At 51.8% G+C, this 23,273-nt stretch carries 18 protein-coding genes, 1 tRNA gene and 1 pseudogene; 8 read left to right on the top strand and 12 right to left on the bottom strand.

What is annotated here, in order from left to right; all coding sequences use genetic code 11:
• The first annotated feature begins 256 nt into the window (after positions 1–256).
• From phbB to ACWKWM_RS05825, 4 genes and pseudogenes are all read left to right on the top strand, one after another.
• A complete protein-coding gene (gene phbB / locus ACWKWM_RS05840) occupies positions 257–1,000 on the top strand; it encodes an acetoacetyl-CoA reductase (protein WP_483845219.1) in 744 nt (247 codons plus the stop codon).
• Positions 1,001–1,112: 112 nt separating this feature from the next.
• Positions 1,113–2,444, top strand: a complete 1,332-nt coding sequence (locus ACWKWM_RS05835; protein ID WP_483845218.1) for a CitMHS family transporter — start codon at positions 1,113–1,115, stop codon at positions 2,442–2,444.
• A 69-nt stretch (positions 2,445–2,513) separates the two neighbouring features.
• On the top strand, positions 2,514–3,239 hold the full coding sequence (locus tag ACWKWM_RS05830; protein WP_483845217.1) for a transporter substrate-binding domain-containing protein: 726 nt from the start codon (positions 2,514–2,516) through the stop codon (positions 3,237–3,239).
• Between the two features lie 150 nt (positions 3,240–3,389).
• Positions 3,390–3,665 (top strand): annotated as a pseudogene (locus ACWKWM_RS05825) (histone-like nucleoid-structuring protein, MvaT/MvaU family); the annotation flags it as partial.
• Positions 3,666–3,735: 70 nt separating this feature from the next.
• On the opposite strand, the gene ACWKWM_RS05820 reads toward ACWKWM_RS05825, so the two are convergent.
• Entirely contained in the window at positions 3,736–4,155 is a 420-nt protein-coding gene (locus ACWKWM_RS05820) for a hypothetical protein (RefSeq protein ID WP_483845216.1), read from the bottom strand.
• A gap of 606 nt (positions 4,156–4,761) precedes the next feature.
• Here ACWKWM_RS05820 and ACWKWM_RS05815 point away from each other — a divergent pair.
• Positions 4,762–5,289, top strand: a complete 528-nt coding sequence (locus ACWKWM_RS05815) for a hypothetical protein (protein ID WP_483845215.1) — start codon at positions 4,762–4,764, stop codon at positions 5,287–5,289.
• Positions 5,290–5,436: 147 nt separating this feature from the next.
• Here the strand turns inward: ACWKWM_RS05815 and ACWKWM_RS05810 are convergent, their stop codons facing one another.
• Entirely contained in the window at positions 5,437–6,477 is a 1,041-nt protein-coding gene (locus tag ACWKWM_RS05810) for a DMT family transporter (RefSeq protein ID WP_483845214.1), read from the bottom strand.
• Positions 6,478–7,582: 1,105 nt separating this feature from the next.
• On the opposite strand from ACWKWM_RS05810, the gene ACWKWM_RS05805 reads away from it, so the two are divergent.
• A complete protein-coding gene (locus ACWKWM_RS05805) occupies positions 7,583–7,798 on the top strand; it encodes a hypothetical protein (protein ID WP_483845213.1) in 216 nt (71 codons plus the stop codon).
• Positions 7,799–7,802: 4 nt separating this feature from the next.
• Here the strand turns inward: ACWKWM_RS05805 and ACWKWM_RS05800 are convergent, their stop codons facing one another.
• Both ACWKWM_RS05800 and ACWKWM_RS05795 read right to left on the bottom strand, forming a co-directional pair.
• A complete protein-coding gene (locus ACWKWM_RS05800) occupies positions 7,803–8,561 on the bottom strand; it encodes a histidine phosphatase family protein (RefSeq protein WP_483845212.1) in 759 nt (252 codons plus the stop codon).
• 214 nt (positions 8,562–8,775) lie between these two features.
• On the bottom strand, positions 8,776–9,579 hold the full coding sequence (locus ACWKWM_RS05795) for a hypothetical protein (RefSeq protein WP_483845211.1): 804 nt from the start codon (positions 9,577–9,579) through the stop codon (positions 8,776–8,778).
• A 1,017-nt stretch (positions 9,580–10,596) separates the two neighbouring features.
• On the opposite strand from ACWKWM_RS05795, the gene ACWKWM_RS05790 reads away from it, so the two are divergent.
• Positions 10,597–11,172 (top strand): DUF4427 domain-containing protein, encoded by a 576-nt coding sequence (locus tag ACWKWM_RS05790; protein ID WP_483845210.1) that lies wholly within the window; start codon positions 10,597–10,599, stop codon positions 11,170–11,172.
• Positions 11,173–11,419: 247 nt separating this feature from the next.
• On the opposite strand, the gene ACWKWM_RS05785 is transcribed toward ACWKWM_RS05790, so the two are convergent.
• Positions 11,420–11,836 (bottom strand): DUF262 domain-containing protein, encoded by a 417-nt coding sequence (locus tag ACWKWM_RS05785; protein ID WP_483845209.1) that lies wholly within the window; start codon positions 11,834–11,836, stop codon positions 11,420–11,422.
• Between the two features lie 93 nt (positions 11,837–11,929).
• Here ACWKWM_RS05785 and ACWKWM_RS05780 point away from each other — a divergent pair, with 93 nt between their 5' ends.
• Positions 11,930–12,307 (top strand): hypothetical protein, encoded by a 378-nt coding sequence (locus tag ACWKWM_RS05780; protein WP_483845208.1) that lies wholly within the window; start codon positions 11,930–11,932, stop codon positions 12,305–12,307.
• Positions 12,308–12,824: 517 nt separating this feature from the next.
• Here the strand turns inward: ACWKWM_RS05780 and ACWKWM_RS05775 are convergent.
• From ACWKWM_RS05775 to ACWKWM_RS05745, 7 genes are all read right to left on the bottom strand, one after another.
• The gene (locus ACWKWM_RS05775; protein WP_483845207.1) at positions 12,825–14,666 is read right to left on the bottom strand and encodes a hypothetical protein; all 1,842 of its coding nucleotides are present in this window, start codon (positions 14,664–14,666) and stop codon (positions 12,825–12,827) included.
• A gap of 3 nt (positions 14,667–14,669) precedes the next feature.
• Positions 14,670–15,074, bottom strand: a complete 405-nt coding sequence (locus ACWKWM_RS05770) for a hypothetical protein (protein WP_483845206.1) — start codon at positions 15,072–15,074, stop codon at positions 14,670–14,672.
• Positions 15,075–15,617: 543 nt separating this feature from the next.
• The gene (locus tag ACWKWM_RS05765; protein WP_483845205.1) at positions 15,618–18,971 is read right to left on the bottom strand and encodes a hypothetical protein; all 3,354 of its coding nucleotides are present in this window, start codon (positions 18,969–18,971) and stop codon (positions 15,618–15,620) included.
• Positions 18,968–20,347 carry a tyrosine-type recombinase/integrase gene (locus ACWKWM_RS05760; RefSeq protein ID WP_483845204.1) on the bottom strand — a complete coding sequence of 460 codons (1,380 nt, stop codon included), beginning with the start codon at positions 20,345–20,347 and terminating at the stop codon, positions 18,968–18,970. The genes ACWKWM_RS05765 and ACWKWM_RS05760 overlap by 4 nt, the downstream gene beginning before the upstream one ends.
• 684 nt (positions 20,348–21,031) lie before the next feature.
• Positions 21,032–21,105: transfer RNA gene (locus ACWKWM_RS05755), tRNA-Gly, on the bottom strand.
• Between the two features lie 266 nt (positions 21,106–21,371).
• A complete protein-coding gene (locus ACWKWM_RS05750; protein ID WP_483845203.1) occupies positions 21,372–22,256 on the bottom strand; it encodes an alpha/beta fold hydrolase in 885 nt (294 codons plus the stop codon).
• A 311-nt stretch (positions 22,257–22,567) separates the two neighbouring features.
• On the bottom strand, positions 22,568–23,260 hold the full coding sequence (locus ACWKWM_RS05745) for a pseudouridine synthase (RefSeq protein ID WP_483845202.1): 693 nt from the start codon (positions 23,258–23,260) through the stop codon (positions 22,568–22,570).
• Between the last annotated feature and the right edge of the window lie 13 nt (positions 23,261–23,273).

Raw genomic sequence — 23,273 nt, 5'->3', positions numbered from 1 at the left:
TGCGCTTAAATGCAAACATGCTGAATTTCGTCGTTTAGAAGCTGTGGAATGCTTAGGTAATGGTTGTTCCATGGATTTGGTTATATCAGTCGCTCATGTCGCTTCATTAGCGTGACTCTCGTCAGAAAAAACGTTGCTGGTTGAAGAATTGTACTGCGTTGCCTTGCAAAACAATTTTGAGTGGCGTTTAGTAGAGCCAGTAGCCCATGGGCTCGCTTGTCGTACTCCCACAAAAATACAATACAGGAGTGTCTTTATGCCTAAGCGCATCGCTTATGTCACAGCTGGTATGGGTGGTCTCGGAACTGCCGTATGTCAGCGTCTCGCCAAAGATGGCTTCACCGTCGTCGTGGGCTGTGGGCCCAACTCTCCTCGCAAAACAGCCTGGCTGGCCGAGCAGAAGAAGCTCGGTTTCAACTTCATTGCATCCGAAGGCAATGTTGCTGACTGGGAGTCTTCCAAGCTCGCTTTTGAAAAGATCACCAAAGACGTAGGCCCGGTCGATGTGCTCGTCAATAACGCCGGTACTGCAGTCAATGTCGTCTTCCGGGACATGCAGCCGGACGATTGGAAAACGGTCATTGATACCAACCTCAATTCGCTTTTCAACGTGACCAAGCAAGTCATCGACGGCATGGTGTCGCGCGGTTGGGGGCGAGTCATCAACATCTCGTCGGTCAACGCTCAGCTTGGGCAAGTCGGGCAGGTGAACTACTCTACGGCTAAATCAGCGATTCGAGGGTTTACCCGCGCGCTGGCCAAGGAAGTTGGATCTCGTGGGGTGACCGTGAACACAGTCTCTCCAGGTTACGTAGGTACATCAAAGCTCAAGTCAATCACGACTGTCGACGCGATGGATCGAATCATCAACGAGATTCCCTCCCGCCGTTTGGGCACTCCCGAGGAAATCGCTTCCATCTGCGCTTGGTTGGCATCTGATGAGTCTGGATACGCCAATGGCGCTGACTTCTCGATCAATGGCGGCTTGCACATGAGCTGACAGCCGTCGTGTCGGTACGAACTACTGAACACTGCTGTAGCCAATGTAATTCTCGAAGGCGCTTAGGCGCTAAATCATAAAAACAATTGTACTTCTAGTCGAGGAGATACAAATGCTGTCTTTACTTGGTTACGGCATGATCGTGACTTTCATGGTTTTGATTATGACCAAACGGCTCTCGCCGCTGGTCGCACTCACAATCACGCCCATAGTATTCGCATTGCTCGGTGGCTTCGGCCCTGAGATGGGCACCATGATGGTCGATGGCCTGAAGAAGGTCGCGCCAACGGCAATCATGGTGATGTTCGCCATCCTCTACTTCGGGATGATGTTCGACACCGGACTTTTTGACCCGGTCATTCGGTCGTTTTTGAAAATCATCAAAGGCGACCCTGTCAAAGCAGTTATTTTTTCTACGTTGCTGGCAGGAATGGTGTCGCTGGACGGTGATGGTTCGACCACTTACATGATCACCATCACAGCAATGTTGCCTCTGTTCAAGCGGCTGCGGCTCAATCCATTGGCGCTGACATGTGTGGTGATTCTAGCCGCTAGTGTGACGAATTTGCTGCCTTGGGGTGGGCCGCTCGCTCGGGCTGCCGCTTCACTCCAAGTTGAAACGTCAGACCTGTTCCAGCCCATAATTCCTTCGCTGGTTATCGGCTTCTTGGGCGTGATGGCGCTCGCTTACTACATTGGCCTTCGCGAACGCAGCCGTTTGGGCAAGCTGGTTCTGCCGCATGACGCTGAAGTAGCTTCGTACGATGACGAAGTGACCGGTTTGCCATCAATGTCTCAAGAAGACGCTGATCTGCGTCGGCCAAAACTGTTCTGGTTGAACGCGCTGCTGACCATCTCGCTGATGGTGGGCCTTGTGATGGAGTGGCTACCGCTGGCCATCCTGTTCATGGTCGCGTTCTCTGTGGGCTTGGTAATCAACTATCCCCATATGGCAGATCAACGTCGTCGCATTGCGGCCCACGCCCCAACTGCACTTAACCAGATTGCTATCTTCCTGGCCGCAGGCATTTTAGCCGGCATCTTGTCTGGTACTGGCATGGTTAACGCGATGTCTGCCAGCTTTCTAGCAATGCTTCCAGAAACCTGGGGGCCTTACATGGCTCCAATCACCGCGCTTGCCAGTATTCCCGGCACCTTCTTTATGTCGAACGATGCGTTTTATTATGGCGTTCTTCCGGTGTTGGCCAAAGCAGCTGAGGTCTACGGAATCAGTCATGCAGAAATTGGACGGGCTTCGCTGATTGGTTCCCCCGTTCACCTCCTTAGCCCGCTGGTGGCTTCCACTTACTTGCTGTGCGGGTTGGCTGGGGTAGAGTTCAGCGACCATCAGAAGTACACGATGAAATGGGCGTTTGCTCTAGCCTTTCTAATCATGGGTGCAATGATTGTGACTGGCGCGTTTTCACTCGTTCCCGGGAAGTAATCTACCTGCCGTATACCAAACCCGCTTCGGCGGGTTTTCTACTGTTATCAGCTTCTGTAGGAGTTAATGATGAGTGATATCTCTCCACTGATTTTGAGTGAGCTCGCCCCAGATGGCCTATTGCGGGCAGCAATTAATTACGGAAACCCGGTACTCGCCCAGCAAGCCGCAGACGGTTCACCCCAAGGGGTGTCCGTGGCATTGGCCAAAGCTTTGGCAGAGGAGCTCGGAGTTGAGCTGGAGATAATTACTTTTGACGCTGCGGGAAAGGTATTCGCAGCTCTTGAGCAAGGGGTTTGGAACATCGCGTTCTTGGCTATTGAGCCGGTGAGGGCAGAGCAAATTGCCTTCAGCGAACCCTATGTGATTATCGAGGGGACTTACCTCGTCGCAACCGACTCGGCCTATACCCATGTCGATGACCTTGATCAGCCTGGGTTGAGATTGGCTGTTGGCAAGGGCGCGGCGTACGATCTGTTCTTAAGGCGAACCCTCAAGCACGCAACGTTGGAGAGAGCAGAAACATCGTCGGGCGCCGTAGATATCTACGTCGCGCAATCACTAGACGCAGCTGCCGGAGTCAGGCAGCCGTTGCAGAAGGTGGCCGACAGCAACCCAAAATATCGAGTGCTGGAAAGTACATTTACTGCTATCCGCCAGGCGATGGCGGTACCTAAACCGCACGAGGCCGGTGCAGCTTATGTAATGGGGTTTGTAGAACGTAAAAAGGCTGAAGGATTTGTAAGTGCAGCATTGGCTGCCAGCGGGCAAAGTGACGTGACAGTGGCTCCTTAGAAAGCCGTTATCACCTAGGAAGAAAGCTATCGCGCGGTCAGAGGTAAAGACCGATGTTATAGGACTCGACTTGATAAGACGCACCGATATCAGCTGCGTCAAACGCAGCGGTACTGGGATGAGTGAAAAAGATAGTTCCGACCTGCAGGACAAACAAAGCTTGAGACCAAACTCCGAGCGCTTTTAGGCGAGTATGGCTACAGCCTTCGTGACGTTATCAGCCTCTTGGATCCACAGGCTGCTGGCCGCAAATCAGCACCTGCTGCAGTTCAAGAGAAAAGCACTCGTAAGCCGCGTCACTTGAAGGGTTTCAAAAACCCTCACACAGGTGAAATTGTTGAGACGAAGGGTGGGAATCACAAATTGCTCAAGGCATGGAAGGCTGAGCATGGTGCCGCTGAGGTTGAGAGCTGGCTGGCTAAGTAATTGGGTGGTGGCTTGTAAATGAGGCCGCCTAAGGGCGGCTTTTTTTATTCGATTTTCTCTCTCTACGCTGCTAACGATTAACGGACACCAGTCCAGACTGCACTGCCATCTGTAGCCCAGCATCAAAAAAGCGTTTTTTCTCTTCGTGTCCCCGAACTGATTCCGGATTAGGAAGCTTAGGAAATAATCTGTAAAGGACGTAATCGGCCGTGAAATCACCCATTTCTGGGACAGTCGAACTCAGGATGTATATCGCGTGGCGCGCTGCTTTTGGCACATCCTCCAAACTGTAGAATTCGTCCTCCCCTTCGGACGAAAAAACTGTGCCGCCCTGGTACTGGATAGAGATGTTGTCGTCCGGTTCATCTTCTTCGACTGTTGAAATTTCGTACCACTCGACCCACTGTTTTCCCGGCTTGAATACGAATCCAATGTAGGCATTTTCCTGACTTATTCGTGCTGCTGTAACTGCATCGTCGAAGGACATCATTCGTACCGTTCCTTGGGTGAGGTAAAACCTGGTTCTGCCTACCGAAATAGGCTTGTGCTGCTTTCTCTTCTGCCGCTCGATGGTAATCAAGGCTTGAGCGAGGCGCCTCGCGTGGGCACCGGTTTCAGAACGACTACGTCATCAACTTTTTCGATAGCGAGCTCGCTGCCAATGCCCAACCCTAGTTGCGTGACGAGCTCAAGCGGCAAGTCGACAATTACGTCTCCGCTACCATCCGCAGTGTCTTGGCATTTTACAATCCACCGTTGAGATTCGGTCATGCGTGGCTCCAATGAATAGTCGGCTGGATGCTTCATTTTAGGCGCAACGCGATAGAGCTGTGGCGTTGTTCAGCGAGTAGGAAATCTACGGCCATGGCAAGCGGAGCGCGCAGACGTGAGGATGTAAGCCCGCAAGGGCCAAGACCTCAGCGGGTACCGCGCGGGCTTGGTTTACGTTAGCCGTCCCCGCAGGGGCACGCAAAGCAGCTTTTCTGAGGCCGGGCCACCAATACGTCTATCCGATACAAAAAAAAAGCCAAGTGGCTTAAGTTTTTGAAAACGGATCCGTTTTGATAGGTATGCACATCAAACTTAAGGCGTATCGATGAATGCTCCACACCGCGTTTCCAAAATAAATCCAACACTGAAGCTTTCTCGTGAATTTGATTGCTGGCGAGGACTGGAATTTGGGGAGCAATATACATGTGTGGTAGAGGTTTTGGCTGACGGGCGGGTAAGGATTGACCTCGACATCATAACGTTCAGCGTGAGTCCTCAGGCTGCGGGAGAGATTGCAAATTGCCTAAACGATGCTTTGGCATACATTCTCTGCCAAGGCGATCAGCAACATTCCGAAGGGCGGGAGCAAAGCTCGCTGACCGCTAGCTACATGACGGGTATGCGAGGCTTGCAGTATGTGGCGACAGGCGAGATTCACGTCAGCGACGCAAGCCCAGATTTTTTTGACGATTCGAATCACGGGCACACCCCAATCTCAATCTGCAGCATCCCCGGTGGGGGCTATGAGCTCGTGTTCGACTTCATGTGCTATTCGTTCTCCGCGCAGGACGCCTTGTGGTTGAGCGCAAGCTTGCTGGAAGCTTGTGAGCAAACTGAAGCTTTGGATGCATGAAATCAGGCACAGCTCGCACTAAGCCGTAAGCGTGCGGCGAACTCAGGTAAGCGCCAGGCTCGCGACAATGAATGATTAAGATCGGTGGTGAATACGTCGGGAAGGTCGTACCGATAATTCACACTCCGCATGAATGAATTCAAGCACCTAATGGGTATGCCTGTGGTGGATATCCGGAAAGTGTGGGTGGCTATGTCGGATCTGGGTGTGCTCATGAACATGGCTATGCGCACCAGTCCCGCTCCACTCAAACGAATGTTCGTGTTGGTGATGCTCATCGTGAACGTGGCGATGCCCATGCGTAAGCGGTACATGCTGGTGCTCGTGCGCATGGCTTTCACTAAGGTGAAGCCATACCCCAATTCCCATCAGCACAGCGGCGGCCCAGAACGACGATGACATAGGCTCGCCCATAACTGCGATTGCGATGGCGGCTCCAAGAAATGGCGCAGTCGAAAAGTACGCACCTGTACGTGCTGAACCGAGGCCACGTAGCGCCAGGACAAAGAGCACCAGACTGACGCCATAGCCCAGAAAACCAAGCCCTAGCGTCGGAGCTAGCACTGAAAACTCAGGAAGCCTAGCTCCTAGAAGCAGGGCCAACGAACAATTGACCAAGCCAGCTATCAAGCCTTTGGAGCCTGCCACAAAAAGCGCGTCTGATGCAGACACCTTTCGCGTCAGGTTGTTATCGATGGCCCAGCACAAACAGGCTAAGGAGACTGCCAACGGCCCAAGCCAGTCATGAGCCTGCATGGCTTCCGAGGGCCAAGCCAAAACCATACCGCCGGCGATGATGGCGATCATTCCCCACACAATGCGCCGATCAGCGTTTTCCTTGAATACGGCCCAAGCCAATAATGCTGTAAGCACAGCTTCGAGGTTAAGCATCAAAGAAGCGGTCGCGCCGGATGTCCTGGTTAATCCGAACATCAGCGCAACGGGCCCGAGCACTCCCCCGAATGCGATTGCGCCGAGGAGCCAAGGCCATTCAGATGACGCGAGGCCGGCCGGTTTCCAGCCATGATCACGTACAAAACGGACGGCTGTCAGACCCACACCGCTGCCCAGATAAAGGAGGCCTGCGAGTAATACAGGGGGGATGTTGAGACCAAGCCACTTGGCGAGCGGCGTGCTGGCACCAAATAACGCGGCAGCGGCCAACGCATACAAAACGCTCAGGTTCATCAACAACCCCGCACCAGAATGTCGAGAGGAGGCATCATACCGCGAAGCGCACGGTTTTCTTCGATTGCTAAGGTGTGATGGCCGGACAGTTGCCTTTGACCCTCGTACTCAATGGTTGGAAAGAGTGCAGCCGGGTAGGCCAAGGGCTGCCAGTTGACCGATTTCGCGCAGTGGGATAGCTTGGGACAACACTAAACATAGCGGGAGAAACACGATGAACATCCAACGCGAAGAAGATTGGATCTAGAACCTTCCGCTCATGTACTTACGGGCGCGTGCAATTTCCCGAAGTACTCCTTCCAGCAACCTGATTCCTTGGGTGCCGCTACACTCGCTCATCTCAGCTCGCTCCTGTTCCCAACGATGGGCTTCGGCAATATGAGGCCATTGAGAACATCCGTGGAGTGGGGCTTGTCGCTTAATCAACTCTCTACCATCTCTACTCAGGCATCACGAACGTGTCCGGAGTTAAACCGATGGAAAGCTGTGATGAAAGGCTTCGTCTTCGAGAGACTGCTCGCCGGAGGACGTTGTGGGCGCTGGACTCCATCCTACCAGGCGACCCCAAAGCGCTGCCGCTGCTCGACATACTTAGAGAAATTGAGCAGAGCGAGCAAGCAGATTTCCCGCTGAGCTCTTCTCTCTTCAGCATGCAGTGGGTACTAGCGCTAGTACCCACAAAGCCTCATCCCATCGGCTTTGACATTGTCCACGAGTCTGATATTCCGCAGCCCTGGCGAGAGCGCTTCATTCGGGCGAGCATCGGATCGACGCGTGTGGACGAAGGCTTCTACGCTCACGACTGGCAGCGCTTCCTAACGGACTGGCGAAGTGAAATGGAGCACGTAGAAATGCATCGGGCAGCCATACGAGGCTGACTGCATTGGTCGCTAGCAAGCTACGCCTCCCGGCACAGAACTCCGCGTCCAGCTTCAAGCAAGCGGAGCGCGCTAGGCATGAGGATGGACGCCCGGAGGGCCGAGATTTAGGCCGCAGGCCGAAGCTCGGTTCACGACAGCCGGCCCTGGCAAGGGCATGCCAAAAAAGGCTTTCCAATACTGATCAATAAGGCCAAGCCCGCTTTGTTCATTCTGAGGAATCTGAGATGGGATCAGGCGACGACGACACTGTTTACTGCAGCATTCAGATGCGTCTTGCAACCGGCAAAGAGCTCCTGAGCGTGATCAGTGAACTGCGAGCGTCAAAAGGGCATCCTGGCTTGGATACCGTCCTCAAGCGAATCGAAGACGAGCTCACCATGTCGATAGATATCGTCGAAAATCCCCCACGCTGGGATGACTGGCTCCCCACAAAGCATTGAAGTGTTACTCAGCTTTATCATCCCGATCAGCACGAATGGCCATAAGTGAATCCCGCTGCTCCCAGGTCAAGGCCGTAGGAGGTACCGCCGTCATGCTCTGCTCAGTGCAGAACTGGTCGATAAACTTTACGTTTCCATCCTGACCGACCTGATGCGCCACTTCCCACCGGCCGTTCCGGAGCTCCAACTCGTAGCTCGCGCAGTTAGGCAAAGGCTCCTTGGTATCGAGCTCACGGAATAGCCTCATATTCTCTGGCGTGCCGGCATCTTTTCCGTGACGGATGAACCAAGCCACTGCGCGTATGAACTGTCCGTGACTAACGACCAATGCATTTCTCGCTTCGGAGGTGGCCAGCCGATCCAGCATAGTTTTTGCTCGGGCCACTAAATCAACAAAGGATTCAGCACCTGGGCCGTCCATATACCTCATATCACCCAGCTGCCAATAGGCGTCGGCCTTTGGTTTACGGTCGGACTGTGTCGTGCCCACCAAACGGTCAGGGCTCAGATATGTGAATTCGTGGACAGGCCAGATCTCAAAGGGCGTACCAGGGAAGAGGTTGGTCGTTGGCAGCGCTGTAGCCTTGGCTCGTTCAAAGGGCGACGACACGATCAGGTCTGGTTCTGAAGTGATAGTGCGCGCCAGTGCATCAGCCTGGAGTAGCCCGATTGGCGTTAACGGGATGGAGTCTGGATCTGTGGTGGGTAGGCCCGCGTTCGCGGCACTCTGTGCATGTCTGATGAACCTGACGACCGTGGTCATATTCTTCTCAAAGCAGGACTTAAATGTCTCTGGGCATAGCATAGTTAACCGGTGAGGCGAGCGGAGCGCGTAGGCGTGCAGGATGTCAGCCCGAAGGGCCAAGCCGTGGCTTGCCACGGCTTGGTTAACGACAGCCCTCCGCCAACGGCGGCACGCCAAAAAGGCTGCCTTGCCTCAAACAGGCACGCCGGCAGATGAGATAGCCAAAAAAATACTACTTGGGCGCATCCATGTCGTAGGGGCAAACTCCCATGAGGGTTACACAATGCGAAGCGCGTAGCCCGGTATGAAGAGAAAGCAAAGCCGCATACTCTCGGCGGTCTTGATGCTTATTTTTTTCGCTGCCCTTGATGTAGTGCCTCGTCATTTGCTGACTGATATGGTTGAAGTAACTTACGAGCTTATGGTCGATGCACTTAAAGGCGGCTGATGCTCGCAGAGTACCTTCACCCGTTTCACACAACGCTTCCTCTTCGTCGCCCAGCGTATTTTCACGTTCACTGTTATCAGCTACGTTCACAGCCATTGGCCGGATGCCCAGAAGATTAAAATCGAGAACTTCCTGAGCTTCCTGCGAATGTACGAAGTCGGATGTGCCAGACAAGATTTCCGATTCGCTATCAAAACTTACAGCCCAACTGCCGCCATGGTCTGACTCAGTAATTGCTGACCAGACGGCCTCAATGGAGGGCACAGTGCCGCTCGCCACGCAGTCATCCAGGATGATGTACAGAGATTTTTCGCTGACCCCGATAGCTTTCACTGGCGCTAGTCCACCCAGATCCAAAGCTCGCACAAGTGTGTTGACCAAGGTCGTTGTGAAAGACCCCTCGTAAATCACAGCAAAGCGATGATGTAGCGGTTGCGGCATCGCATCAAGGTTCTCATCGCAGGTCTGCACCGCGCCGAAGATCTGGTAGCTAAGGGTGTCGTTGAGGCGAATCGGCCCCTCAATCTCGATGAAACCTGTCGGTTGAATTGGGCTCGTAAGCAGATGCTCTAAAGTAGAAGCTGGCATGCCGTCTCTCCTGTTGGTTAGGTATAATTAAGGCCACAGCGTCTCATAGGTCAAGGGTTGTAAAGTCTCTCCCAAAAGTTTTCCGACGAAGTATCAGTATCGTATAAGAATACTTAAGTAGAGGCTGTATGAGTTTTTACCAAGCATAAGTTATTATCTGTATGTCATTTATTGTTAATTGTTTATACGCTTAATTGACAGTGAAAAATATTCAGGAAAAAACTTGCGGCGGGAACGGGGCTTGTCTAGTTTTCTGCGGTCACCAAGCATATTTATTTCCCCCTGATTTGACTATCTTCCGAAAGCTTAACCGGCTGCTGGTAGGACATGGAGATTTCGATGGAAGATCAATCGAAAAATGAAGAGCCGTCTCGAATTGCCCATCATTTCCGAGATATGGACTTGGCTAGCAATTCAAGTCCTGGATTCGTTCCGGAACATTTTTCAGGAACTGCTGGGCAGAAGATGACTGGCCTGGACTTTCCTACTAAGGGTTGCTATCCGTTTTCATCACATTTGGGCGACATTCGGCATCAGGAATGGGCAGGCGACCATTCACGGAACCCAGCCGGTAGTTTGCTTCTCAAAATTTCGGGTAGCGGATTTGATTGTGGCTCGAGACAAGATGCCTGGTACCGACAGAGTTGTCACTCAATACGCAATCACTTTCCCAACCTCCTCAGCGGAGCGCGCGGGTGCAGCCCATGTACTGCAGGGAGTGGATCTGCGAACACTTCTTCAGCAAGGACGGTCTGCAGGAGCCGTGAAACAGGAGGAGGTTTGGCAGAATCAATTTCGACATGTCGATGGCCAGAATGACATGTTTGGCATCCAAGGGCCTTCTGCCGAATGGCGTTGGCGTTACCCTCGAAATTACCGCCGCGCCATCGATAAATTCAGCGGGAAGGGCGGGTTCGGGGAAGGCTGCCGGGGCTAGATCTGACGGGTAAGAAATGGTCAGGCATTGGGGTAATTGCAGCCACCCACACCGATGCATGGAGGGTTCAGTACGATATCTTGACCCTGATCGACCAAGGACTCGTATCGGTGGATCACTTTGACCATCTTCTGGTATGCGAGCGGTTACCGCCTAGCTTGGAGGGGCTTTCCGACGGCGATCTCGATGCTGCGGCAAAGGCCGCCTGCTTTGACTTCAAAGCCTGCCTTGCTGTTTCTGATGAAGCTGCAGCCGTCGCATTGGCAGATTTTTCGGCACGAGTATCTGCACTCGAGGTGTCGACACCGAACAAGGAGACCTACGAACGCGGGGGCTGTTGGGTATATTTGCAGGATAATTCCCATCCCTATGTGCGAGCTCTCTTGAAAGCTGGCCGCGTTGTTGTCAACCAACAAGGTAGGTATCTCGCCACGTTGGATGAGCTAGGTCGTGGACGTGACCTGCGCGAGCGCCAGAATATGGTTAAGGTTCTGTGTCAGCAGCTAGAGCAGGAACATGGTGTGGCCTGCTCCTATTTCAGCGTGCTCAACTCCTGGCAACCCGATGACTCGCCATCCTTTTGCGGTCGTCCTTGGAGCAGGCTCTATCAGATTACGTCTGAGCCAGACGAGGATGAGGATGAGGATGACGAGTAAAGTCACTGTGGTTGACTGGCATATGCTCATATAGGCGAATCATAGCTTGGCCTACAGACTTCCCGGCTGATGTGATCAGACTCTCGCTCGATGCTCGTAAGCCGTCATGGCAAGCGGAGCGCGCAGACCAGGAGGGTCGAAGGGCATGAGGATGGAAGCCCGAAGGGCCAAGACCTGTCCTAGACAGGGCTTGGTTCACGACAGCCGTCCCTCCTAAGGCATGCCACGGCAACCGTAGCGTCGATGGCTAAGGCAAGGTGCGCTGTTCAAATGACCGAGGCACAACGCCTTGGGCGCAAAGGTCATGCGTTTTTCGCAGTGCTATTTCGTCGCCAGAAGACACCTTCGCGTGGGTAAAGATCGTCGACAAGAAACGCTTCCGCTCGCCATTGCCAAGTTCAGACCAGATCCTTGGCTGACCTTCCGCATCTGGCACCGCAAGGTGGTCTAAGAAATACTCCTCCAGACTGTGAAGTCGTTGCTGGCCATCAATGAGAATCTCGCTGTTCTCCGCCAATGCCCTGCCAGTGCTAGTCGGCTCGCACCAGTCGTTTGTAAGGTAGCTTCCCAGGTCTAACCCTGCCCAAACAGCGGTAATGAAACGAGCCTGCTGGCCGACGTTCCACTGCACGCCGCGCGCCCAGGTGGGTACGGGCATGCCCATGACAAATCGTCCAGCCCATGGAAACCTATGGTGAGCGGAGGGGGGGTCGACCAGATACTTTTGCCAGTGTCCTACCAGCACATCGATTGGGTAATGACTGACGGTCGTGGGAAGAAACCGCTGCGGCATTTGGATGTTCAGGTCTGGTTTTTCGTCGTCGGCATAGCGTGGAAAAATAGAGGTCATGGTTCTCACTGGTGGCTACAAATAGGTAGAGGTGCTGGAGTCAACACGGGAGCATCGCCAAGCGTCGACAGTCTCGATGATCAACAAATCTCGTTCGATGGAGATATAGATCTGGTCGCTGTCGACCAAAGCATGTGCGTAGCCCTCTACGTAGGCTGCTGCGTTATCAAATGCAGAAAGAGTTTCGGACGATTTGATGAAGCTAATCAGACGCTGCCAGGCACCGCGCTGGCGGTTGCCCAGGATAGTCTTGGGAAACGAAATGGCGGCACTCAATCGCTGTGAGTAATCATCGGTTGGTGGGATCAAAGCGGTTTGCTCAAAGGGAGTACATACCTATGACAAACGGTTGGTTTTGGAAAACCTTGAACCTTATACGAAAGTTATTGTGGGCGAGGGGCCCATGCCTCAATCGAGACTGCAGCCAAGTGCAATCACTATAGCTCTTCAGCAATTTGTGGAGTGAATCTACTTGTTGAGAAGCATGGGGGTAATTCGGTTGCGGAGTCTTTTTGATTTGGGAAGTAATTCCAACGTGTCAAGGCCTCCAGGAAATGTCTCTCCTCATCGTGAAATACTGCAATATTCGATACCGGGTTGGTGAATTCTTTCACGAAATTTATTACTCCTACGATGCGTGCTCGGCTATCGGTGCGAGAGATATGTCAAGACTTGGTAGTTTTGCTAAACTTTTAGAAACAACTGTGCGCAGGGTTAAGATGGTCGCTCAAGCTTGCCCAATTGTGCTTTGAAAAGCCTTGGTAGCGCTACTTTGGTAGTCTCCCAATGGTTGGGCCGCATCCTACTCAACAGTTGGCGTGATGCGTTGCATCGAGACGCCCGGTACTAAAACGCCGGCTTCTGGCAGGTTATGAGCGAAGGCCCCCACCAAGTCTACACCGTACTCTTCGACAGCCTGAGCAAGTCCCGACATTCCGGCCATGCGGGCAACCACCATAGCGCGCCTTACCCCAGCGTGCAGCGCATCATCAATAGTCATGGCTGCTCCAAGGGCGCATACAGATTCCCTCACCGTCTTCGTGTCGATCCGCCAGTGCCTCCCCTGAGTCTCGACACGCAAGCCACGGTCATCGGTCGAGACCAACTTGGCATAGGTAACCCGTTTGGGGAGCGTCTGTTTAAGGAGCAGTCGATCTCCCTTCGAGTAGGTGTCCCATTGCGTTTCCAAGGCCACAGGCTCACCACGCTTGCGTACTAATTCGTTGATCACCTCACACAGCTCGTAGCTGTCGCATATGGCGACGAGGGTGGGATCAGCCTTCAGTCCAGCGACCGCTCGACCGAGAGACGAATGTTCTGAAGGTGGGCTCGAGATAGCGCTAGAAGGCGGGTCAATGTGGTGACTGGGGAAGTAGTCTTGGAGCTGATTGACGATGTGGCTATTCAAGCTGCCGTCGACTGCAGTTGTTTGGTTGCAAAGAAAGACGACCCTGTCACGGTGGGTGAAGTGGCCTAGAAGCAGGGATACTTCAACCGCGCTGTACCATTGAAAGTCCCAGACAATAAAGGTTCGGTACTCGCCTCGTCCCGCAGGTATGGATTCCCAATGTACCAGATGGGCTTCGGAGCCATACCGCCCAGCTAGACCCTGATGAACAATACCCGATTCAGAGCCTCCTAGAATCTGCAGAATGGAAGAAAACTCGTCACAGAACGACGCAGCCGATTGGTTACCTGAGTAAGTAAATATGGAAAACCGCGAATTGATCGCGTCGCCAACTAGCTGGCCGTGGTCAGAGTCATTGAGGGCACCGTATAAGCTGGAATACCGGACGTAGGCATACTCGATCTCGCGGTCGGAGTATGTAGGAAAAAAGGCATGAGTTAGCTTCTGGAGTTGCGAGCGTATTGAACTCTGGATCAGGTGATGGCCCATGAGTTGAAAATTATCATGGTGTCCAACAACCAGATGCTTGTCCAGGCAATCAGGTAGCGCCGACCTGAGAGAAGCCGGGAGATCTGAGGCATTCAAAACCGTTGCCCCCCGCTTGGCGTCGGTGAGCATCTTGGCGATTAGCTGATAACTGGAAGTGCTCGCGAGCTGGCTGGCGGTCGAGGAGTTATCCTGCAAATGTCTAATACCCAAGAATGGAAACGCTTTGGCGGGCGTCTTAAATAGTGCACGAGTGCCTTCGGCGCCATGGAGGTGGCATATATTAAGCGCCTGATAGTGACAAAAGCCGGATTCAAGCATGAAGGTGGCTGCATCGACGAGGCAAGATTGACGATGGAAATGATAGGCCAGCTGACTTGCATACGGCTCAGAGATGTACATGCACAGAGCTCTGTGATCCTGCTGTTCCAACGCGAATAGTGCGGCTGAAATACCTTGGGTACTCAAAGCCAGGAGCCTAACTTGCTCGCGCCTTGGTAAGTACAGTTCTGGCAAGTAGAAGTTGTGCTTGACCAGCAGGTGCCAATGAGCGGCTGAGGTCGACGTAGGAGTAAAATCTTTCCTTCCTTGAGAACGGCGCACGCTGTATGTTTTGCCTGGTAGGATTGCAGTCGTCGGTGCGCGTTCAAGCCTAAGAACCACGCGCCGTTGATTCCAAGGTAATACACCTTTGACGACTACAGTACCGTCAAGGCGGTGTATCACTTTAACGATCAAATATATCGCCATTAGTTATTCCACTATCAATCGCTGGTTGTAAAGATCCTTCCAGCGCGCTTGGCTTTTTAGTAGTTCCCTCTTGAGTTTTTCATTATCTGATAAAACTTTGTGGAGCGAAACGTTGAGTTTTCCAAGTTTTGGCGGTGTGGAGGATGGCACGCAGTTTGCCAACACCGAAGCATGAGTGTTTAGAAGACTAACAATCGCTCGCATATCATCATGTCCTCGACCTGGATAAAAACATTGGCGCGTACAACCCACCAGCACGGCTAAGGATGAAAGATTGACTTCGCCATTATGCAGCGTCAGGCTCTGGCCGCTGCGTAAAATATCAACTACGGCCTTCTGGAGCTTTAAAGCCTTTGTATTGCGAACTGGCATTTTCAATATGGTTTCGACAAGCGTGTTAACGTCCATTTTTCCACTCCAGGTAGACTTTGCAATTATTGTTAGATGATACTAGCTCATCTTCCTCCGAAAATGTCTCTAAGTTATATAGAGCGCTGTCCTTGAACTGTAGGTTTCTCTGGCATTTCAAGATGTCATCAATAAGCATGCAAAGGCTATCTAGGTCGAAGAGCCTTGGATCGGAATTTCCGATTTTTGGTGCCACCAATGCCAGTTTGTTGTTCGGGCTTTTCAACTCTTTTTCTAGGATGTATACCTTTCGGGTAAGCTCAATATTTCGGATCTTAAGCGCATCGACTGTAGGTTCGTCGGTCTCCTTCGTGGCCCTTGAAACTAGACCCTTGATATATTTGTTTAGTAGCTTTCGATGTTCGCTTGTAGGCTTTCGAAAGATAGAAGGATCAATGTCTAATTGCTTGCCAATCTCTAGCGTGAGCTGATTAATAGAGGGGAACGGCGGCCCCTTTTTAAGAAGTATTAAACAGCTCTCGATGTTTCGGAGAGTGTCGGCAAGCTGTTTTGCCTGGTAGGCGGCGCAGTTTGGTTTCCGCTTCATTGAAGCTGGCTACCGATTGAGAGAGAGTTAGAGTCAATGCGTTCAGCAATGTCAGCCACGGAAAGGTTCATAGTTTTCATGATCGAAAGGACTTGCCCTACATACTTGTCCCGTTCAGGGCCTTGAGCAATGGCCATCTTAAGTAAATCGGGATTCTTTGCGATTTTTTCAATCATGTATGGGTAGTTATGTGAGGCAAATTGAGGGTAGTCCTGACTATCAAGCAGTTGGGCTATCACGCGTTGTGCAGGATTGTTCATGTCAATCTCATAAGATTGGAAGTCTTTCAGGTCTCGCATTCTGGTTATCAGTCGCGGCTCTGCAGCGTCCTTTTCGAGACGATCTTTTAGTGCCCGCCTAACAAGGTGGTAACTACCTAGCTCAAGCTTCGCTACGGTTAGGTCGTGATGGACTGCCTCGATCTCGTGTCTGTTTGCCTTGCTTGCCTTAAGGTTTTTTAGTTTGCTCACAAGACTTTCCGATTCCCCAGTCAGCTTTCTCACCAAGCAGTTTATCGCCGGCAAATGATCGATACCGAAAACGGCAATTGGACAAAGTCCACATACTCTTGATTTGCCCGTGAACGCAATCAGGTTTTTAGGGCAATGCCCGTTTTTAAGGCAAATGCAATTCGAGTAAAAACCTACATCGGGGTCTTTGTCTGAAGCAATGATTTGCATGCCAGTCCTTTCATGCTCAATAACTGCTGAACTCACGCTGATGAAGTTCTGATCTTGGGCGAGTTTGGTTCGGTCGAGGCTCCACCCCGAAATAATCTCATTGGGCGTCATATAGGTGCTGCTGGCGGCAGGATTCATCTGCGACCAAGCGCTACGCATCACAAGTTTGTTGGATTCTGAAATCGCCTTAATCGACTCGGCAATGTCCGGGAGGGTGTAGTAATCGGTGGTGTAAGGGTTTTTATGAGCGACTTGCTGCTGAGCAACTCGAATGTCAAGGTGGCCATAGATCCGAGCGTGGGTGAGCCAGGTAGCCCTCAGCGAGTGCGGTGTATGAACAGACTTCATTTGTCCGTGTTTGTTATAAGTGACGAATTGGTGATGGCGCTCTGCGGGGACTAAAGTGTTATAAACGTCCTGCACACCATAAAGTAATAGCGCCCACTTTTCGGAGTAATTTGAGTCGGAAAAGGGAAGCCCATGACTATTCCAGGGGCTGCGGAATAGGGAGTAAATTTCTCCGTACTCTTTAGGGTCTGTAGGGTCGTTTTCATAGTATGTCGGAGGGGTGTGGCGTTGGAACACCTCGCGCTGAAAATGTCGTTCGGCGATTAAAGAGTCCATAACGTCATCGGGAATTACAACAGGGCGATCTTGGCCATCTTTGTCTGTATTTACATAAAGAATGCAGGAGTTGAGTATTCGATGCTGAGGCTTACCAAGTAGGTTGTCAAATGTATTGATATCGAGCCACTGGCAGTTTTGGAGACGTAAACCGCCATGTAGGGCGACGGAGAGCATCCTCGTAACGCTGATCCAAGGCATATAAACCTCGGTAGTAGCGGCTCCATACAGTCCAGGATACCAAGAGTAGACGTTGATGATGCGCGTGAGTGAAATAACTAGCGCGTCGTCTTCGTCGTCAGGATTACTAACCTGGATGTCGTGACTCAAACCAAGTTCATGTAAGTTGATCCACTCTGCTCGTCGGACTTCATCCAGTTGATTACCTCCGAGTCTGCCTGTGAGGATCTGCTGTTGAAGAGATAGACCGATTTTATCAACGGCTTTGACGTATGCCTTAGCGATTACAGTTGAGTCAAGAGGAAGAACCACCTTGTCGGTACTTCCGCGTGCCCCGCTTCCAGAACGATCAACCTTCAAGCTAACTGGGTTATCAAATCCTGCCTCAACGGCAAGCTCTACTCCGGCCTTTATGAATGCCTTGTCGACAATAATTACTTCGAAAAACTCGTGAATATTGGCTACGAATGCTGCCTTTGTTTTGGCGGAATATGCGGCATCATAATACTGGCTCAGTGTACAAGGGAGGGTGATCCCGTCGAGCGTTTTTCCTACCCCAAAAAGATTGGCTTCTAGATCCTCTTTGGATATCGTGTTATGCCAGAAAATCACCCTTTCAAATTCGGATGGTCGTTCGGGGAAACGAACAATCGAATGATGGTTATCTTCAAACCACATTGGGAGATAACAAAATACATAATCTAAAAGAAAATTAATTGCTTGTATTTTTTTGGAACGGTAGCGGGTCGAGTGACTTTGTCGCTCAAGATATGCAAGGTAATAGTTTGCCGCCGCTAGCCAAAACCTCGAGAGATTGTCGATGTTTTTGTGCTCGCTGCCAGGATAAAAGTTGTTCTTCAGCCATGAAAAATTTTTTGTGTCGCGTTCAGGTTTGGGTGCGAGTATTGAGCGTTGTTCAATGCTTAGCTCTGACTTATTGGCGAGCTGTTTAGTAATCTCGTCATCTCTAGCCCGCTTTTTAAGCGCAGCCTTTTCTCTCGACCAATTAGACTTGTAGTGTCGTCTGGCACGCTCGCGCTGCTTTGGAGTCATCTCCAAGGCGTCCTCAAACGGAACTGCGAAATAGTCCTTGAACTCCTCAATTGTCATCTTAAATTCGTGGGCTGTAGACGACGAAGTGGATTTTGCATGTAGGTACTGGTGGTACTTCTCTAAATGATAGGCGTCTCTAGGGGATATGATATTAGGGTGCCTGGCAGCAAAGGTTTGGATCCATGGTAGATAGCGGAAAACCTTTGGGTCGTGCACCCTATTGTCGCAAACACTTGGTGCCGCTTCCCAAAGCTCTTCAAGGCTTACGTCCTCAGCCTTTAGCCAGCTAGTTCTGTATTGGAAAACTCTTGAAGCTCTGGTGGTCTCTGGAAAGCCTTTTGAGTGCTCATAGATAAAACCTTTGCTTACTGATTCAAGCAGAGGGAATTTCCACCAGACACCTTGGAACTCAAATGTGTGAGGCAAGGTCGCTAGGCCTTTCGACCATAGGATGACAAACATTGCCCGAAACGATACCCGTAACCCCATAGCGTCTTCTAAGAAGACCGGTAGGCGTCCAGTAATCTTCTCATAAAGCGTACTCGCACTGGTATTGTCTTCTGTTTTGAGTAGCGCCAAGTCATACATTAGGTCAAGATGAGTTCTGTTGATTTTTTTGAAGCCAGTTAAGCTTTTGAGGATGAAAAGCGAAAACCTACTCCGATCCTGGCGACTAGAACTGCCCAAGGCTTGGTCAACTTTATGGCCAAACTCCGTCCGCATTTGTTTGCAAAGTGTTTCGAATGCCTCGCGCACTTCTTTCTGGATGTTTACATTCGGTGCGAGGTTAACTTTTTCGGAAGTATTAATCATGCGGCAATTCGCTCCGAAAGGTCATAGGCAAGCTCTGCATATACAGCGGATCTGATCTGGTCAATGTTAGGGTTTCTACCCCACAAAGCTTTGATGCGTTCTGCTGACTCGATTTCGGCGATCACGGTCTCTTCGCTGAGTCGCGCGTATTTCTCCGTTGACCTGATGTCCTTGTGGCCCATCAAAAGCTTTATCTCGGATAAAGTAAGACCCATCTGATTACGACCGGGGATGTAAACAAAGTTTCTTGCCCATACCCCGTAAAAATGTCTCAGGCTGTGAGAGGTATAGGGCGCACCAGTCGCAGGAGACATAGTGCCAAGATCCACCTGCGCCTTCCTTAAGGCTCTATTCAGACTTCTGTTGAGCGAATTCATATTCCTCAAGAAAAGCAGAGGCTCACCGTATGTATGCTTTTCGCTCGAAACGAATAGATAGTCGCTGTCAGTTGTTGGGCGGACATCAAGATAGTCGGCCAGGGCTTCAAAGAACATGTTTTTGAACGGCTCGAACATGACAATGGACGCAAGTGTCCTGCCTTTGAATGGCAGCTTTCGCGCTGCTTTCTCCGCCGCAGGGTTGCGATGGTAGTTGGGGTCTTCAATTTTTATTGTCCTCGCATCAATATCGATGTCTGACCTTCGGATCCCCCAAACTTCGGAGTGGCGCAATCCGCCTCCGGCAATCATGACGGCGGCGCATCGGCTTTCATGATCTTCAATGCCATTGAGTAGTGTCAGAACATGTTCAGTGGGGAAGCTCCGACTTACCTGCGAGCCTTTGACCTTACCGCCAGGAATGCCACCTGGGGCGTAAGCGTGGGCATCCTTAGGGGTATTTCCGAACGTCAACGTATTGTTGTGAATGTTGTCCATTTCGGCTTTTGTACGCCGTCTGTCCTGCGTTTGGGGCAGTGACATGACGTTGGCGAATGCGTCACTCTTGGTCAGGATCCGCATAAGGGATCCCAAGTCATTGAGCTTCATTTGGCTCGTGCGAAGGAAGTCATTGACCCCGGCCAAATATGTCTGGGCACTCCCAGATTTTACTGGCGTCTTTCCCAGGGCTTTAGCAGCTCGGCGTACGATGAAGTCTGTGCTGTTAATTCCTTTGGTCAAAAACTCCCAGTATAGGTTGATGGTTTTTTGGGCAACCTCGGGCGGCATGGGTGTGCCTCCCATCACACCTGTTTCGTAGCAGTAGTCGAAGAAATTCGCTAGGTAACCGCAATACTGGTAGGGCACAGACTCACCAAACGCATGGCCCACTTCTTTCGTCTTGTATCCCGCATACCAGTTGAATGCGTCAATCGGACGCCCTGTGGCGGTCTCGAAGAGGCGAGGTGTATCCATCTGAATGAGGTAAACATGCTTCACAGGCTTTTCCTCCTGGCCTGGGAGCCCCAAGCTGACAGTCGAGTATCTGTCTTTAGGGATAGAGAAGACTGACAATTCTTGGTTAAAACTTTAAACATGTATTGACACTCTTTTCTAAATGATGTACAAAATCGTGCCGGATTTTACACATTTAAACTTTGCGCTGTGTAATTCCATTTTGAAATTAAAAGGCATCCATTGATTGCTTTCAGGAATATGGTGGGTGATTTTCCCTTGTCCTTAGCGTTCAGGGAGGATCCTTATGGACTCTCAGGTTGCTCGGCCATAACTCCCGCACCATTCTTCAAGTCTCTTGTCCGATTTCTTCCCGCGACCAGCCAGGCACCTATCGCACATACTGCAGTGCGAGAGCTGAGTACGGCCTAGGGGCTCCCGGTGCGTCAGCAGGGGCTGTCTTGGTTTGTCGCAGCGGATGTTCTATGCGAGTCGCGACTGAGTGCCTTCCTGCTTGCCTAAGACCTTCTGACTGCGTTTGAAAGTTGATGACCGTTAGGCATTGATGCACGGTTTTCTTTGTTCACAAACTGATGTGAGCGCAGGTCGTCCGTGATTCGCGCGGAGAAAGAGCTGCTTGATCGGAAGCCGGGTATGGATGAGCGAGAGTGCTGATCGGAGAGGGTGGGGGCGGGGAGTACGTGTTTACTGGGGGGGTGAGCAATTTTATGGAGCGGGTAGAGGGAATCGAACCCTCAACTAAAGCTTGGGAAGCTTTCGTTTTGCCACTAAACTATACCCGCGTTTTGCACGTTCCTATGTTCACAAAACGACGTGTCCTATAAGAACCCTCGTTATCAGCTTGGGAAGCTGGAGTAATGCCATTATACGACACCCGCTTGTCACGCTTGGAGCGGCTGACTTTGTACCAGAAGCGGGGCTTTAAATGAAGCGCTAATTTGCGCTGACAGCAAGTTTCACTGGGCAGCCACCAATGGCAGGGACCCACGCGGCGGCCGCTTTCACGCAAACGCACCCGTGTGAATCCCGTCCGCAATAGCCGTCATGCTCAGATTGCAAACGCATGCTGGCCTTGTACCTGTCGGTAGTGGAGTCGGCTCGGTTCCGGCGCTGTTTTCAGGAAGCCCATCAGCGCGTTCTTTGATTCCAGGCAGGCGGCTTTGTTTTCCATGTCCAGAAAATGACCAGCGGACTGAATCGTACTGAAATGGCACTCGCGAACATGGTTGGCGAACAGCTGCGCATCCGGTGCCGCGGTGTATTCGTCCCACTCGCCGTTCATGAACAGCACCGGCACGTTGATCCGTTTCGCCAGTTTGACCTGGCTCAGGGTGTCTGTGTCCAGGACGTGGTTGATGTGGTGGTGCATCTGCGCGTACTCATGCAGATCAAGCGTACTGACGTGTTTGTAGTTGAAACGCTTGAACAGCGAAGGCAGGTGTTTGCCGATAGTGCTGTTGATCAAAGTACCGACTTCATAGCGATCAAACGCGCCCAAATGCTGGCTGCCGCGCTCAAGGTAATCGCGCATGGGGTCGTTGATCACGGGCGAGAACGAACTGATCACGGCTTTTTCAATGCGCTTGGGTCTGTGCGCCAACGCGACAAGTGCTGCTGCGCCACCCCACGAAAACGACATGATGTGCTCGGCGTTGAAGTGGTCGATTAGCTCCAGCAGGATCTGCCCTTCGGTTTCCTTGGTCAGCGGCTTTTCGTGAAGATTGTGAGGCTTGGACTTGCCCGCGTATGGCTGGTCATAAAGCACCACGTTGAACCGCGGATGCAGGTTGCGGACGGTTTGTGCGAACGATGCAGTAGTGGCCAGCGAGCCGTTGACCATGATGATGGTCTTCTCTGCGGCGTCTGCGCGATAGAACTCCGTGTAAACCCGAAACTGGCCCTGTATATCGAGCACAGCGATTTCTGGCCTCATATCTATGTCTCCTGACGTTAAAACAGGTGTGCGCGCAACCACGTTGCACGTGTCTCGTGACAGGTAGGCATTACCTTGCAAGGGGCCCATGTCGATCCGAAACGATCTGTCCGACAGGTATTGTTATTGGCGGGCGATTCGCCGTGAGTTTCGCCCGCAGAGGGGCTTGGGTCGGCGAAAGGGTTTCTTAAAATGAATTTGTGACTCATCAGTCACATGCGGACCGACCATTGGATTCAAGCAGGGAGCAGAGGAAGTCGCAAGTGCCGTTCGTACATTGCCGGGTTCTTCTGCCGGGCGGTCGAAGACAGTTAAATTTGCAAGATTTCGGCCGCACTCAGCGCTCGGTATTGGCCGGGCCCAAGACCGGGGTCCAGAATCAGTGGACCCATACTTTCGCGGTGCAGGCCCAGCACTTTGTTGTCGAAATAACCAAACATGCGTTTGACCTGGTGATAGCGGCCTTCAACGATGCTAAGACGGGCGTGGTGAGTGTCGATCACTGTTAACTGCGCAGGTTGAGTGGTGAGGTCTTCGAACGCGAAGTAAAAACCTTTGGCAAATTTTTGCGCGTAGTGCGCACCGATTTCCTGCTCGGTTTGAACGAGGTAAACCTTGGGCAGCTTCGTCGCCGGCTGAGTAAGGCGCCGTGACCATTGACCGTCATTGGTGATCAGCATCAAGCCGCTGGTGTTGAAATCAAGACGACCTGCAATGTGCAGTTCATGCTTGTCGGGCTCATCGAGCAGGTCTAGCACGGTGGGATGTTGGGGGTCCACCGTTGCGCTGACGCATCCCGGTGGCTTGTGCAGCATGAAATAGCGCGCGGCCTTGGCGGCTTGCAGCACCTGATCATCAACCATCACACAGCTGAATTCGCGCACGTTGTGATGAGGGTCAGAGACGGTTTGGCCATCCACTTTTACACGGCCAGCCGTCAGCGCGAATCGCGCGTCCTTGCGGCTGAAACGGGGGAGATTGCTGAGAAAGCGGTCGAGACGCATGGCGGCAGAGGTA

The sequence above is a fragment of the Pseudomonas rosaeacicularis genome (assembly GCF_057128745.1).
Note: the sequence above shows the minus strand (reverse complement) of the source record. Positions and strands in the feature narration are given on the sequence as shown.